Below are 14262 nucleotides of genomic sequence, written 5' to 3'. Positions count from 1 at the left end.
CTCAGGACCCCTCTGCGGAGCCTTGGAGGTGGGGTACGGGGATGAGCGTCGGCACGAGCAGCGCACCGGGAGCCCAGGACGCCGGGAGCCCGCCCGCCGCGTCCCGGCCGCCCGGTGACCACGCCGGCCTCGGCATCGACCCCGACCAGCTGCCCGACGGGCTCGTCGTCGCCGACGAGCGGGGCCGCGTCATCTGCTTCAACGCGGCCGCCGAGCGCATCACCGCCGTCCGCGCCCGGGACGCCCTCGGGCAGCGCCTGGAGAAGGCCCTGCCGTTAGAGGACCTCGAGGGCCGTCGCTGGTGGCAGCTGACCGACCCCTACGGCGGCCTCGCCATCCGCGTCGGACAGCCCGAGCGCAACCTGCTTCTGCCCGGCGGCCGAGAGGTGCTGGTCTCCGCGCGCTACGTCCGCGCCCGGCCCACCGGACCCGTCCGGCGCCTGGTCGTCACCCTCCGCGACACCGAGGCCCGCCGCCGCACCGAGCGCAGCCACGCCGAGCTCATCGCCACCGTCGCCCACGAACTGCGCTCCCCGCTGACCTCTGTCAAGGGCTTCACCGCCACCCTGCTCGCCAAGTGGGACCGCTTCACCGACGACCAGAAGCGGCTGATGCTGGAGACCGTCGACGCCGACGCCGACCGGGTCACCCGGCTCATCGCCGAGCTGCTCGACATCTCCCGGATCGACTCCGGCCGCCTGGAGGTACGGCGCCAGCCCGTCGACATCGGCGCCGCCGTCGGACGCCACATCCAGGCCTACGTCGCCGCCGGGCAGCCCGCCGACCGGTTCCTGCTACGCGTCCAGCAGCCGCTGCCCGACCTGTGGGCCGACCCCGACAAGATCGACCAGGTGCTCAGCAACCTGCTGGAAAATGCCGTGCGGCACGGCGAGGGAACTGTCACGATCGACGTCACGGCCACGGCGTCCCCGCGTGAGGGCGAGGACACCGGCACGTCGGTCACGGTGAGCGACGAGGGGCCCGGCATCCCGGAGGAGTCCATGAACCGCGTCTTCACCCGCTTCTGGCGGGGCAGCAAGCGCGGCGGGACGGGCCTCGGGCTCTACATCGTCAAGGGCATCGTCGAAGCCCACGGCGGCACCATCGCCGTCGGCCGCGCCCCCGGCGCCGGCGCCGAGTTCCGATTTACGTTGCCCGTGAGCGCTCCGGCCTATCTCGCCTGAGCCCGCGGGCGCATTCCTGTACCTGAGGGGTCCTCTCCGACCGGGCGTCCGAGAGGGACCCTCCACCCCGTTAGACTCGGCCATTGGCACCTTTGTGTCCCACCAGACGGCCGTCCGAGTCGGTGACGGGGACCTTCAGCCAGCCAATCGGAAGCACGGGAAGAGATGTCGGCACCGAATAAGTCGTACGACCCGGTCGAGGTCGAGACGTTGAAACCGGAAGAGATCGAGCGCATGCGGGACGAGGCGCTCGCCGCCTTCGCCGCCGCGGACTCCCTCGAAGCGCTCCACGAGGCCAAGGTCGCCCAGACCGGCCCCACCTCCCCGCTGGCCCTCGCCAACCGCGAGATCGGCGCCCTGCCCCCGCACGCCAAGGCCGAGGCCGGCAAGCGCGTCGGCCAGGCCCGCGGTGCCGTGAACAAGGCCCTCGCCGCCCGCCAGACGGAGCTGGAGGCCGAGCGGGACGCGCGCGTGCTCGTCGAGGAGGCGGTGGACGTCACGCTGCCCTACGACCGCGTGCCGCCCGGCGCCCGGCACCCGCTCACCACCATGATGGAGCGGGTCGCGGACGTCTTCGTGGCCATGGGCTACGAGATCGCCGAGGGCCCCGAGGCCGAGGCGGAGTGGTTCAACTTCGACGCCCTGAACTTCCTGCCCGACCACCCGGCCCGGCAGATGCAGGACACCTTCTTCGTGCAGGGCCCCAAGGGCACCGACGAGTCCGGCTCCGGCGTCGTGCTGCGCACGCACACCTCCCCGGTGCAGGCCCGCGCCCTGCTCGACCGTGAGCTGCCGGTCTACATCGTCTGCCCCGGCCGCGTGTTCCGCACCGACGAGCTCGACGCGACGCACACGCCCGTCTTCCACCAGATCGAGCTGCTGGCGGTGGACGAGGGCCTGACGATGGCCGACCTCAAGGGCACCCTGGACCACATGGTCCAGGCCCTGTTCGGCGCGGACATGAAGACCCGGCTGCGGCCGAACTACTTCCCGTTCACCGAGCCCAGCGCCGAGATGGACATGCTCTGCTACGTCTGCAAGGGCGAGTCCATCGGCAACCCGGACCGCCCCTGCCGCACCTGCTCCTCCGAGGGCTGGATCGAGCTCGGCGGCTGCGGCATGGTCAACCCGCGGGTGCTCACCGCCTGCGGCGTCGACCCCGAGAAGTACAGCGGGTTCGCCTTCGGGTTCGGCATCGAGCGGATGCTGATGTTCCGCCACAACGTCGACGACATGCGAGACATGGTCGAGGGTGACGTCCGGTTCACCCGGCCGTTCGGGATGGAGATCTGATGCGGGTCCCGCTTTCTTGGCTGCGGGAGTACGTCGACCTGCCGGAGACGGAGACCGGTCGTGACGTGCAGGCCAAGCTCATTTCGGCCGGTCTGGAGGTCGAGACCGTCGAGCAGCTCGGCGCCGACCTCAAGGGTCCGCTGGTCGTCGGCCAGGTGGCGACGATCGAGGAGCTGACGGAGTTCAAGAAGCCGATCCGCTTCTGCACCGTCGACGTCGGCCAGGCCAACGGCACCGGCGAGCCCCAGGAGATCATCTGCGGTGCCCGTAACTTCGCCGTCGGCGACAAGGTCGTCGTGGCCCTGCCCGGCGCCGTACTGCCCGGCGACTTCCAGATCGCCGAGCGCAAGACCTACGGCCGGATGTCCCGCGGCATGATCTGCTCCAGCGACGAGCTGAACATGGGCGACGACGGCACCAAGGGCATCATCGTCCTGCCGCCGGAGACCGAGATCGGCAAGGACGCCGTCGAACTGCTGGAACTGGTCGACGAGGTCCTCGACATCGCGGTCACGCCCGACCGCGGCTACTGCCTGTCGCTGCGCGGCGTGGCCCGCGAGACCGCCATCGCCTACGGTCTGCCGCTGCGCGACCCGGCCCTGATCGACGTGCCCGCGCCGAACGCCTACGGCTACCCGGTGCAGATCTCCGACCCCACCGGCTGCGACCGGTTCACCGCCCGCACGGTGACCGGTCTGAGTGCCGAGGCCCGCTCCCCGATCTGGCTCCAGCGCCGGCTGCAGAAGGTCGGCATGCGCCCGATCTCCCTCGCTGTCGACGTCACCAACTACGTGATGATGGAGCTCGGCCAGCCCCTGCACGCCTACGACCGCGGCCTGGTCCAGGGCACGATCGGTGTGCGCCGGGCCGAGGCGGGCGAGAAGCTCACCACCCTCGACGGTGTAGAGCGCACGCTGGACGCCGAGGACCTGGTGATCACCGACGACCGCGGCCCGATCGGGCTCGCCGGTGTCATGGGCGGGGCCAACACGGAGATCGCCGACCACGACGACGTCGAGAACGCCACGGCGGACGTCGTCATCGAGGCCGCGCACTTCGACGCGGTCTCCATCGCGCGCACCGCCCGCCGCCACAAGCTGTCCTCCGAGGCGTCCCGGCGCTTCGAGCGCGGTGTGGACCCGCAGGCCGCCGCTGCCGCCGCGCAGCGCACTGTCGACCTGCTGGTCCTGCTCGCGGGCGGCACCGCCGAGGCCGGCGTCACCGAGGTCGTCGCGCCCTCCGCGCCCCGCACCCTCACCATCCCGGCCGACCACCCCGACAAGGTCGCGGGCGTCGCCTACGGCCGCGAGACCGTCGTCCGCCGCCTCCAGGAGATCGGCTGCGACGTGTACGGGCAGGACGAGCTGATCGTCACCGTTCCGTCCTGGCGGCCCGACATCACCGACCCGAACGACCTCGCCGAAGAGGTCATCCGGCTGGAGGGCTACGAGAACCTGCCCTCCACGCTGCCCAAGCCGCCGGCCGGCCTCGGTCTGACGGACCGGCAGCGGCTGCACCGGCGCGTCGGCCGGGCCCTGGCCGGTGCCGGATACGTCGAGGCGCTGAACTACCCGTTCATCGGCGAGCAGGTCTTCGACCAGCTCGGTCTGGAGAAGGACGACCCGGCCCGCCGCGTCGTCAAGCTCAGCAACCCGCTCAGCGACGAGGAGCCCGCGCTGCGCACCTCGCTGCTGCCGGGCCTGCTCACCGCCCTGCGGCGCAACGACGGCCGGGGCTCGCACGACCTCGCGCTGTTCGAGACCGGTCTGGTCTTCCACCCGCGCGAGGAGCAGCGGATCGCCGCCGTCCTCCCCGTCGACCGCCGTCCGACCGACGAGGAGCTCGCCGAGCTGAACGCGGCGCTGCCCGAGCAGCCGCGGCACGCCGCCGTCGTGCTCGCCGGTGCCCGCGAGCAGGCCGGCTGGTGGGGCAAGGGCCGTCCGGCCGACTGGGCCGACGCGATCGAGGCCGCCCGGTCCGTCGCACGTGAGGCCGGTGCCGAACTCGTCATCCGCAAGGGCCAGTACGGCCCGTGGCACCCCGGGCGGTGCGCCGAGCTGGCGGTCACCGTGGACGGTGCCGAGCGGGTCGTCGGGCACGCGGGCGAGCTGCACCCGCGGGTCGTGAAGGCCCTCGGGCTGCCCGCGCGCACCTGCGCGATGGAGATCGACCTGGACGCGGTGGAGACCGCCGGTGACGCCACGGTCACGGCGCCCCGGATCTCCGCGTTCCCCGTCGCCACGCAGGATGTCGCCCTGGTCGTCGACGCGTTCGTGCCGGCCGCGGACGTCGAGGCGGCGTTGCGGGACGGTGCCGGAGAGCTGCTGGAGTCCATCCGGCTGTTCGACGTGTACGAGAACGCCGAGCAGCTGGGCGAGGGCCGGAAGTCGCTGGCGTACGCCTTGCGGTTCCGGGCGTCGGACCGGACTCTGACCGTGGACGAGGCTTCCGCGGCCCGGGACGCGGCGGTGGCCCTCGCGGGCGAGCGCGTGGGCGCTGAGCTGCGGAGTTAGTGCCGTGCGGGCCTGCGCTTCGTCGTCGGCCGCGGCTTCGCCGTGGCTTGGTGCGCAGTTCCCCGCGCCCCCAGGAAACGGGGCGGGTCACCTCACTCGTTTGAGTGGTCAAGGCGGGTGATCTCCCCCTTTCCCGGCGTGCTGTCGACAGAATCGGACCGGCCTTCTCGGGCCGGTCCGGTTCTGTGTGTCAGGGCCTATTGGGGGGCCATCGGCATGATCCGCGTCAGGGGTCGGGTACGCAGCCTCGGTCTTCCCACCGCGTGGGGCGCGGTGGCCGTCACGTACAAGGTGGTCTGTCCGCTCGCCCAGGAGACCGGTCTCCTGGCGCGGCTCTTCACCTGTGCCGTGTTCTTCGCCGTCGGGACCGCGCTGATCCTTCATGTGCGGCACTCGCTGATGCGGGAACTGCGGCAGGTGCGCCGGATCGCCGGGGCCGCGCAGCGCGCACTGCTGCGGCCGCTGCCGTCGTGGATCGACGGGCTGGACGTGGCCGCCGCGCAGTTGCCGGCGGAGCGGGGTGCGGCGGTCGGGGGCGACCTGTACGAGGTCGTCGCCACCGAGCACGGCGTCCGGGCCGTGATGGGCGACGTACGCGGGCACGGCATCGGCGCGCTCGGGACCGTCGCCGCCGTCCTCGGCTGTTTCCGCGAGGCGGCGCACGACGAGCAGGACCTCGGCGGTGTGCTGCGCCGGCTGGAACGTGCCCTGGACAGGCATCTGCGCCAGGAGCATCCCGCGAGCGCCGCCGAGGAGTTCGTGACCCTGCTCCTCGTGGAGATCCGTCCCGACGGCGAGATGTTCGCGCTGAACTGCGGCCATCCCTGGCCCTACCGGCTGAGCGGCACGCGGGCGGAACAACTCGCCGCCGGCGACCCGCATCCGCCTCTGGGCCTCTCCCCCTGCCGCCGGTTCTGCCGACGGTGGGACTCGGCCGTCTCGAGTCCGATGACGCGCTGTTCCTGTTCACGGACGGTGCGCAGGACGCCCGGGACTCCCATGGCGCGTTCTTCCCGCTTGCGACGGCGCTGACGGGGGCGGCGGCGGACGGTCCGCTCTCCTCGCAGGGCGTCGTCGGAAGGATCTCGGCCGCTCTGCGGCACCACACCCGGGGCACACCGCCGGACGACATCGCGCTGCTCGTCCTGAGGAACGGGCGGTCTGCCCACCTGGGGGCGCGGGGAACTGCGGGAACGACCACGACGCACCCGCAGACCACGACGGCACCTTAGACACCGCGGCGCACGACCCACGGCCGGCGGAGCCGTCCGCCCCGCCACGGAGTGTCGGGCAGGCGGCCGGGCGGACGGCGGAAGCGGGCCGCCGCACTGTACGAGGGGGAGCCGGCGGCCCGGCCGGCCTCTTTCGAGGCAATTCAGTCAACCGGTCCGCGACTGTGAGCGACAGTGCGCACACCGTGCGGATTCGAGCACTCCGTTCACACCCCGTGTGAAGGAGGAACCACTAATCTGTCCGCACCGAGCCACCGGGGGGCCCACATGCAGCCCAACACTCTGCTCGACGCGATCCTGGACGAAGCCGGGATCTCGCACGCGGGGCTGGCCGCACACGTCAACCAGGCAGGGCGGGCCCGTGGCCTGGCCCTGCGATACGAACACACCGCCGTCGCCCGGTGGTTGAAGGGACAGCGCCCTCGCGGCCAGGTGCCCGACCTGATCTGCGAGGTGCTCGCCGCCCGGCTGCAACGACCCGTCACCCTCGACGACATCGGCCTCGGCGTACCCGGCGAGCCGTCCGCACCGCACACCGGCTCCCTGTCCGGGTTCGTCGAACGGGCCACCGCCCTGTGGCGCTCCGACCAGCAACAGCGTCCGCACATCCTGGGCGCGCCCGCGCTCACCGGCACCCCCGCCGTGATGCCGGTGTGGGAATGGGAGAACCCGCCCGAGGACGTGGACGTCTCACGCGGCGGCAGACACCGGGTCACCACGGGCGACTTGGAGATGCTGCGGGCCGCCCGCGCGCACTACGAGCAGATGTACCGCAAGGCCGGGGGTATCGCGACCCGGGCCCGGATCGTCGGCTTCCTCAACGCCGAGGCCGCCCCGCTGCTGCGCGGCAGCTACACCGACCAGACGGGCCGTCAACTGCACCGGGCCACGGGCGGGTTGGTGGCGGTCGCCGGCATCTGCGCCTACGACTCCGACGCCCACGGGCTCGCCCAGCGCTACTTCCACCAGGCGCTGCGGCTGGCCAAGGCCAGCGGCGACCGGGGGCTCGGGGCGTACGTGATCGCCCTGCTCGTCAACCAGTCGCTGTTCATGCGGGAGTACCGGCAGTCGGTGGCCTTCGCGGAGGCCGCGCTGCGGGCCGCGGGCAAGCACATCACCCCGGCGCTCGCCTCCGACCTGTACGCGATGCAGGCCAAGGCGTACGCGCATCTCGGCGACGGCGGCAGCGCCCTGTCCTGCATCCGGCGGGCCGAGCAGGCCGCCGAGCGCATCCGGCGCGGCTACGAGCCCGACGAGACCGGGTATGTCCAGCCCGGGCTGGTGAACGTGCAGGTGGCGGAGGCGCTGTTGAGCCTCGGGGAGATCGCGGCCGCCGGCGAGCACGCCGCGGCCGCCGTGGACAACCCGGCGCACGACCGCGGCCGGGTGCACCGGCTGGCGATGCTCAGCACCATCGAACTGCGGCAGGGCAACGCCGACAAGGCGGTGGCCATCGCGGTGCAGATGGCCGAGCAGGCCCGGGGCATGGAGTCCCAGCGGCTGCGCGACCGGCTGCGCGCGGTGCGGGAGCACCTGGTGCGCAGCGGCTGCGCGGGCACGGCCGAGGCGGCCGAACTCATCGACGGGGCCTTGCGCGTACCGTTGTAGATCCGGGCAGTGGTGCCCGTGTCGCTCCGAGGCGCTTGCCGTGCGCCTGCTGCCAGTCCGTCCCTGCTGCGATATTGCCCCTTACTCGACGGAAGGTGGCAGAACCGTGCAGTGGACGAAACGCAACGAACAAACTGTGTACTCAAACCGCTGGTTCAGCGTCAATCTCGCGGATGTCGAACTGCCCGACGGCAGGCATCTGGACCACTTCCTCATACGGCTGCGGCCCGTTGCGGTGGCCACGGTCGTCAACGAGGCCAACGAGGTGCTGCTGCTCTGGCGGCACCGCTTCATCACCGACAGCTGGGGGTGGGAACTCGCGGCCGGGGTGGTCGAGGACGGTGAAGACATCGCCCGCGCGGCCGCCAGGGAACTGGAGGAGGAGACCGGCTGGCGGCCGGGACCCCTGCGCCACCTCATGAGCGTGGAGCCGTCCAACGGGCTCACCGACGCCCGGCACCACGTGTACTGGGCCGACGAGGGCGAGTACGTCGGGCACCCCGTGGACGACTTCGAGTCGGACCGCCGGGAATGGGTGCCCCTCAAGCTCGTCCCCGACATGGTCGCCCGCGGCGAGGTCCCGGCCGCCAACATGGCGGCCGCGTTACTCCTGCTGCACCATCTCAGGCTCGGTCAGGACGTGTTGCCCTAGCGCCCCAGTGCCTGCCAGATCGTTACGACGAGGGCACCCACGGCGGTGAGGGCGGCGACCGCGGGCAGCGGCCAGCGCGCGTGTTCCAGCGAGTTGATCCGGGTGTTGAGCTCGTCGAGTTCCTTGGCGGTCTCCTCGGTGCGGTGGCTGAGCAGAGCCAGTCCGCCCTCGACGCGGGCGTACGCCACATCGAGGCGGCGTCGTAACTCTGCGAGTTCTCCATGGACGACGGGATGCTCGGGATCGGCGGTCACGAGTCCGCTCCTTTCCGTAGTCGTTTCACATCCCTTGCATGCGCATGTGGAGTCAACTCGCCTGGTGGGCGCCTGGGGAGAGTGTGCGTAGGGCATATGCGAGCCCGGCGCGCACACGGTGTGTGAATGCCGCGGGCCCGGCACCCGTCCCGGTGCCGGGCCCGCCACTTGGCCGAAATCTGACCGTCCGTGACCGGCCGCGACGGGTACCCGGAACGTCATGACGAAGGGGCAGAAGAACGCGGCCTGCACGCTGGCGCTCTACGCACTGGTGGTCGTGATGCTCCGCTCCTCCTCCGTGGAGGAGTGGGACACGGCGCTGCTGATCGCGCTCGTGGTCACACCGCTCGCCCTCTGGATGGGCTGGCTGCGCCGGCGCATGAACGAGCAGGCGGCGGAATGGGGACGCCGCCGGTTCCGGCCGTGGCCGGAGGAGCGGCGGCGTTGAGATGGCCGTGTCAGCCGGTCGGTCAGGCGTATGTGTAGAAGCCCGAGCCCGTCTTGCGGCCCAGCCGGCCCGCGTCGACCATGCGCTGCAGGAGCGGGGGAGCGGCGTACAGGGGCTCCTTGTACTCCTCGTACATGGACTGCGCGACCGAGGCGACCGTGTCCAGGCCGATCAGGTCGGACAGCTTCAGGGGGCCCATCGGGTGGGCGCAGCCCATCTCCATGCCGTTGTCGATGTCCTCGCGGCTGGCGATGCCCGTCTCGAACATCCGGATCGCGGAGAGCAGATACGGGATCAGCAGCGCGTTGACCACGAAGCCGGAGCGGTCCTGGGCGCGGATCGCGTGCTTGCCGAGCAGCTTCTCGGTGAAGAGCTGGGCGCGGCTGATCGTGCCCTCGGAGGTGGTCAGCGCCGGGATCAGCTCGACGAGCTTCTGCACCGGGGCCGGGTTGAAGAAGTGGATGCCGATGACCTGGTCGGGCCGCGACGTCGCCACCGCCAGCTTCACCAGTGGGATGGAGGAGGTGTTGGAGGCCAGGATGGCGTCCGGCCGGGTCACGACCTGGTCGAGCACCTGGAAGATCTCGGTCTTGACCTGCTCGTTCTCGACCACGGCCTCGATCACCAGGTCACGGTCGGCGAACTCGCCGAGGTCCGTGGTGAAGCTCAGGCGGGCCAGCGTGGCCTCCTGCTCCTCCTCGGTGATCTTGCCGCGCTCCGCTGCCTTGGCCAGGGAGGTGAACAGCCGGGTGCGGCCGATCTCCAGGGCCTCGCCGGTGGTCTCGGCGACCATGACGTCCAGGCCGGCCCGGGCGCACACCTCGGCGATTCCCGCGCCCATCTGACCGCAGCCCACGACACCGACGCGTGCAATGTCTCCCGCTGGGATGTCCGTCACATCGTCCCTTTCGCTGCTGATCTACGTCCGGGCAGACCGGCCGGGTCTCGGCGCCTGCTCCGTTCGTGCACGTTACTCCGAAGTATCGATGATCGATCGCGGGGGGCGGGTCCGCTTCGGGCATGCTGGCCCCGGAGTGATCCGCGACCGGGCGGATCCGCGGCTTATTGGGGCATCCGGATGGGACGAGTCTCACGCAGGGCGTTCGCGGTCGCGGCGCTGTCGGCTTTCACGGTGATGCCCCGGGCGTCGGCCGCGTCCGGACGCGGGGGAGGGGTGCCGGATCCCGAGATGCGGGGTGTCTGGATCGCGTCCGTGGCCAACCGCGACTGGCCGTCCAAGGCCGGACTGTCCGCGTCCCGGCAGCGGACCGAACTGCTCACCCACCTCGACACGGCGGTCCGCAACCGGCTCAACACCGTGTTCTTCCAGGTCCGGCCGACGGCCGACGCGCTGTGGCCCTCGCCGTACGAGCCGTGGTCGCAGTACCTCACCGGCACCCAGGGCAAGGACCCCGGCTGGGACCCGCTGGGCACGGCCGTCGAGGAGGCGCATGCCCGGGGTCTCCAGCTGCACGCGTGGTTCAACCCGTACCGGATCGCCGTCCACGCCGACCCGTCCCGGCTCGCGCCCTCCCACCCGGCGCGCCGGCACCCGGACTGGGTGGTGACGTACGGCGGGAAGCTCTTCTACAACCCGGGGCTGCCCGAGGTCCGTGCCTTCGTCCAGGACGCGATGCTCGACGCGGTGGCGAAGTACCCCGTGGACGGCGTCCACTTCGACGACTACTTCTACCCGTACCCCGTGGCCGGGCAGACCTTCGACGACGCCGCCGCCTATGACGAGCACGGCGGCGGCTTCCCGGACCGGGCCGCCTGGCGGCGGGACAACATCGACCGGCTGGTGCGCGAGACGGCGGACCGGGTGCGGGAGGTCCGGCCGGGCACCCGCTTCGGCATCAGCCCGTTCGGCGTGTGGCGCAACGCCTCGACGGACCCGGCCGGTTCGGACACCCGGGCCGGTGTGCAGACCTACGACGACCTGCACGCGGACACCCGGAAATGGGTGCGGGAGGGCTGGATCGACTACGTCGTCCCGCAGCTGTACTGGAACATCGGCTTCGCCGCGGCCGACTACGCCAAGCTGGTGCCCTGGTGGGCGGAGGTCGCGCGCGACAGCCCGACCCAGCTCTACGTGGGGGAGGCGCTGTACAAGGCCGGTGACCCGGCGCAGCCCGCGGCGTGGCAGCAGACGGGCGAGCTGTCCCGGCATCTGACGCTGGCCGGGGAGTATCCGCAGGTGCGCGGGCACGTCTACTTCGCAGCGAAGGACGTGGCGGCCGACCGGATCGGGGCGATGGCGCGGGTCGTCACCGACCACTACGGGCAGCCGGCGCCACCGCCGCGCTGAGCGGCCGACCAGGACGGGCGGGACGCGCAGCCGGTGCCGCGGCGCGTTGAGCGGCCGACGAGCAGGAGCGGCCGCCGCCGCTCCCGCGCCGGGTCACGACCCGGTGGTGATCGCGCCGCGCTACGGTCCGGTGGTGGTCTCCCGGTGCCGGATCTCCGTGTCGGGGCCCGGGGAGCAGACGCCTTCGTGCCCGTCCTCGAAGCGGACGCGGTACGGGGGGTTGCCCTCCTGGCCGAGCACTTCGACGATCTCGCCGATCTTGTCGTGCTGACCGACCACCCTGCCGTGCTGGACAAGCTGGTCGCCCACGGTTGCGCGCATCTGGGGCCTCCTCACGAAGTGCGGAGCAGCGGTCCGTGGCCTCCGAGTCTACGGCGCGGGGCGCCTGCCGGCAGGGGCCGTGCGCGCTCCCGCTCAGCCGCGTGATCGCTGTGTGACGGCGATGCAGACCAGCACCGCCGCTGCCGTCAACGGGGCGGCGACCGTGAGGCGCTCGCCCAGCAGCAGCACCGACCACACCAGTGTGAGCAGCGGCTGGGCGAGCTGCAACTGGCTCGCCTTGGGGATGCCGATGGCCGCCATGCCGCGGTACCAGACGACCAGCCCCACGAACTGCGAGCCCGCCGCGACCCAGAGCAGGCCGGTGACGCTGTGCGCGGTCAGCTGCACGGGCTCGTGTACCAGGGCGAACGCGGCGACCGGCACGGTCAGCGGCAGACACAGCACCAGCGCCCAGCCGATCACCTGCCAGCCCGGCATGACCCGGGCCAGCCGGCCGCCCTCGGTGTAACCGGCCGCGCAGACCAGCAGCGCGGCGAACAGATACAGGTCGGCGGTGGTCAGGGCGCCGCCGCTCTGCTGCACGGTGAAGGCCAGCACGGCCGCCGCACCCGCGAGGGCGGCGAACCAGAACGTGCGCGAGGGCCGGGTGCCGACGCGCAGAGCCGAGAAGAGCGCCGTGGTGAGGGGGAGCAGACCGACCACGACGGCGGCGTGCGCGGTGGTGGAGGTCTCCAGCGCCAGCGTGGTCAGCAGGGGGAAGCCGAGGACGACACCGCCTCCGACCACCGCGAGGCCCGGCCGGTGCCGCCGGGCGGGCAGGGGCACCCGCAACGCCAGGAGGGCGGCGCCCGCGATCACCGCGGCCAGCACGCTGCGCACGGCGACCAGGGACCAGGGGCCGAACCCTTCCAGTCCCCAGGCCGTGGCGGGGAACGTGAGCGAGAAGGCGACCACGCCGAGGGCCGCCTGGAGGGTGCCGAAGCCGCGGCTCTCCGGACCCGGGGTGGCGACTGCTATCGCAGGTGCCGCAGTAGCGCTACTCTGTGCTCTCATGCAAGAGCGTAGCAGTGTGGCTGAACTGGCGGAACAGCTGCGGCGGGAGCTCGACCGCTACTCACCCGGTGGAAAGCTCCCGTCGAGTCGGGCTCTGGTCGAGCGGTTCCGGGTGAGCCCGGTGACGGTGTCCCGGGCCCTGGCCCGGCTCGCCGCCGAAGGGCTGGTGGTCACCCGGCCCGGCGCGGGCGCGTTCCGCGCGCGGCCCCGGACGGCACCGGCGCCCGCGGGCGACACCTCCTGGCAGGAGGTCGCGCTCAGCGCGGACGGCACCGCCGACCTCGTGCCGCGCTCCGTGGACGCCTCCGGGGTGCTGGCGTCACTGGCCGCCCCACCCCCCGGCGTCATCGAGTTCAACGGCGGCTACCTGCACCCGTCCCTTCAGCCCGAGCGGGCGATGGCCGCCGCCCTGTCGCGGGCCGGACGCCGCCCCGGCGCCTGGGGACGACCGCCCATGGAGGGGCTTCCGGAGCTGCGTGAATGGTTCGCGCGGGGCATCGGCGGCCCGGTCACGGCCGCCGAGGTGCTGATCACCGCGGGCGGGCAGTCCGCGCTCACCACCGCCCTGCGCGCCCTCGCCCCGCCCGGCGCGCCCGTCCTGGTCGAGTCCCCGACCTACCCGGGCATGCTCGCCATCGCCCGCGCCGCGGGGCTGCGCCCGGTGCCCGTCCCCGTGGACACCGACGGCGTGCGGCCGGAGCTGCTCGCGGACGCGTTCCGCGCCACCGGCGCCCCCGCCTTCGTCTGCCAGCCGCTCTTCCAGAACCCCACCGGCGCCGTGCTCGCGCCCGAGCGGCGCGCCGAGGTGCTGCGCACCGCCCGGGAAGCGGGCGCGTTCGTCGTCGAGGACGACTTCGTGCGGCGGCTGGTGCACGAGGACGCGGGGCCGCTGCCGCGCCCGCTGGCCGCCGACGACCCCGACGGCGTCGTCGTCCACGTCTCCTCCCTCACCAAGGCGACCTCGCCGAGCTTCCGGGTCAGTGCCCTGGCCGCCCGCGGGCCGGTCCTGGAACGGCTGCGCGCCATCCAGGTCGTCGACACGTTCTTCGTGCCGCGCCCCCTCCAGGAGGCCGCCCTCGAACTCGTCGGCTCGCCCGCCTGGCCGCGCCACCTGCGGGCCGTCTCCGCCGAACTGAAGGCCCGCCGGGACGCGATGACCGGCGCCCTCGCCCTGCACCTGCCCGAGTTCGTCCTGCCCCGCGTCCCGTCCGGCGGCTACCACCTGTGGCCCCGCCTGCCCGACGGCACGGACGAGTCGGCCCTCACCTCCGCGGCCCTGCGCGCCGGTGTCGCCCTCGCACCCGGCCGGCCCTACTTCAGCGCCGAACCACCGGCCGCGCACGTCCGGCTGAGCTTCGCGGCGGTCGCCGGGACCGGGGAGATCGCGGAGGGCGTACGGCGGCTGCGGTCGGCCTGTGACAAGGTGCTGGGATAA

General features: G+C 72.5%; 14 protein-coding genes. 10 read left to right on the top strand and 4 right to left on the bottom strand.

Annotated elements, in window-relative coordinates; translation table 11 throughout:
- The first annotated feature begins 41 nt into the window (after positions 1–41).
- From ACFZDI_RS32800 to ACFZDI_RS32770, 7 genes are all read left to right on the top strand, one after another.
- Positions 42–1184 carry an ATP-binding protein gene (locus tag ACFZDI_RS32800; protein ID WP_391255600.1) on the top strand — a complete coding sequence of 381 codons (1143 nt, stop codon included), beginning with the start codon at positions 42–44 and terminating at the stop codon, positions 1182–1184.
- Positions 1185–1349: 165 nt separating this feature from the next.
- Positions 1350–2477 (top strand): phenylalanine--tRNA ligase subunit alpha, encoded by a 1128-nt coding sequence (gene pheS, locus ACFZDI_RS32795; protein WP_391255597.1) that lies wholly within the window; start codon positions 1350–1352, stop codon positions 2475–2477.
- On the top strand, positions 2477–4990 hold the full coding sequence (pheT, locus tag ACFZDI_RS32790) for a phenylalanine--tRNA ligase subunit beta (protein WP_391255594.1): 2514 nt from the start codon (positions 2477–2479) through the stop codon (positions 4988–4990). The genes pheS and pheT overlap by 1 nt, the downstream gene beginning before the upstream one ends.
- Positions 4991–5206: 216 nt before the next feature.
- Positions 5207–6022 carry a SpoIIE family protein phosphatase gene (locus tag ACFZDI_RS32785; protein ID WP_391255592.1) on the top strand — a complete coding sequence of 272 codons (816 nt, stop codon included), beginning with the start codon at positions 5207–5209 and terminating at the stop codon, positions 6020–6022.
- The gene (locus tag ACFZDI_RS32780) at positions 5914–6222 is read left to right on the top strand and encodes a SpoIIE family protein phosphatase (RefSeq protein WP_391255588.1); all 309 of its coding nucleotides are present in this window, start codon (positions 5914–5916) and stop codon (positions 6220–6222) included. Before ACFZDI_RS32785 ends, ACFZDI_RS32780 begins: the two co-directional genes overlap by 109 nt.
- A 267-nt stretch (positions 6223–6489) precedes the next feature.
- Positions 6490–7830, top strand: coding sequence for a transcriptional regulator (locus tag ACFZDI_RS32775; protein WP_234847291.1), 1341 nt, complete (start codon positions 6490–6492; stop codon positions 7828–7830).
- A 106-nt stretch (positions 7831–7936) separates the two neighbouring features.
- A complete protein-coding gene (locus ACFZDI_RS32770) occupies positions 7937–8482 on the top strand; it encodes an NUDIX domain-containing protein (protein ID WP_391255584.1) in 546 nt (181 codons plus the stop codon).
- Here the strand turns inward: ACFZDI_RS32770 and ACFZDI_RS32765 are convergent.
- Entirely contained in the window at positions 8479–8736 is a 258-nt protein-coding gene (locus ACFZDI_RS32765) for a hypothetical protein (RefSeq protein ID WP_234847293.1), read from the bottom strand. The genes ACFZDI_RS32770 and ACFZDI_RS32765 overlap by 4 nt on opposite strands.
- 220 nt (positions 8737–8956) lie before the next feature.
- Here ACFZDI_RS32765 and ACFZDI_RS32760 point away from each other — a divergent pair, with 220 nt between their 5' ends.
- The gene (locus ACFZDI_RS32760) at positions 8957–9184 is read left to right on the top strand and encodes a hypothetical protein (RefSeq protein WP_391255579.1); all 228 of its coding nucleotides are present in this window, start codon (positions 8957–8959) and stop codon (positions 9182–9184) included.
- A 22-nt stretch (positions 9185–9206) separates the two neighbouring features.
- Here ACFZDI_RS32760 and ACFZDI_RS32755 read toward each other — a convergent pair whose 3' ends face one another.
- Positions 9207–10082 (bottom strand): 3-hydroxybutyryl-CoA dehydrogenase, encoded by an 876-nt coding sequence (locus tag ACFZDI_RS32755; protein WP_185009286.1) that lies wholly within the window; start codon positions 10080–10082, stop codon positions 9207–9209.
- Between the two features lie 180 nt (positions 10083–10262).
- Here ACFZDI_RS32755 and ACFZDI_RS32750 point away from each other — a divergent pair, with 180 nt between their 5' ends.
- Positions 10263–11492 (top strand): family 10 glycosylhydrolase, encoded by a 1230-nt coding sequence (locus tag ACFZDI_RS32750; protein ID WP_391255576.1) that lies wholly within the window; start codon positions 10263–10265, stop codon positions 11490–11492.
- A gap of 120 nt (positions 11493–11612) precedes the next feature.
- Here ACFZDI_RS32750 and ACFZDI_RS32745 read toward each other — a convergent pair whose 3' ends face one another.
- A complete protein-coding gene (locus ACFZDI_RS32745) occupies positions 11613–11813 on the bottom strand; it encodes a DUF1918 domain-containing protein (protein WP_053668217.1) in 201 nt (66 codons plus the stop codon).
- A gap of 93 nt (positions 11814–11906) precedes the next feature.
- On the bottom strand, positions 11907–12827 hold the full coding sequence (locus ACFZDI_RS32740) for an EamA family transporter (protein WP_391255573.1): 921 nt from the start codon (positions 12825–12827) through the stop codon (positions 11907–11909).
- Between ACFZDI_RS32740 and ACFZDI_RS32735 the strand changes: the two genes are divergently transcribed.
- Positions 12826–14262 (top strand): aminotransferase class I/II-fold pyridoxal phosphate-dependent enzyme, encoded by a 1437-nt coding sequence (locus ACFZDI_RS32735; RefSeq protein WP_391255570.1) that lies wholly within the window; start codon positions 12826–12828, stop codon positions 14260–14262. The two genes, ACFZDI_RS32740 and ACFZDI_RS32735, sit on opposite strands and share 2 nt — an antisense overlap.

Origin of the sequence: Streptomyces sp. NPDC007907 (genome assembly GCF_042959365.1) — a bacterium.
GTDB classification, from domain to species: domain Bacteria; phylum Actinomycetota; class Actinomycetes; order Streptomycetales; family Streptomycetaceae; genus Streptomyces; species Streptomyces indiaensis.
The sequence above is the reverse complement of the archived record's forward strand: the minus strand, read 5'-3'. Positions and strand labels throughout refer to the sequence as shown.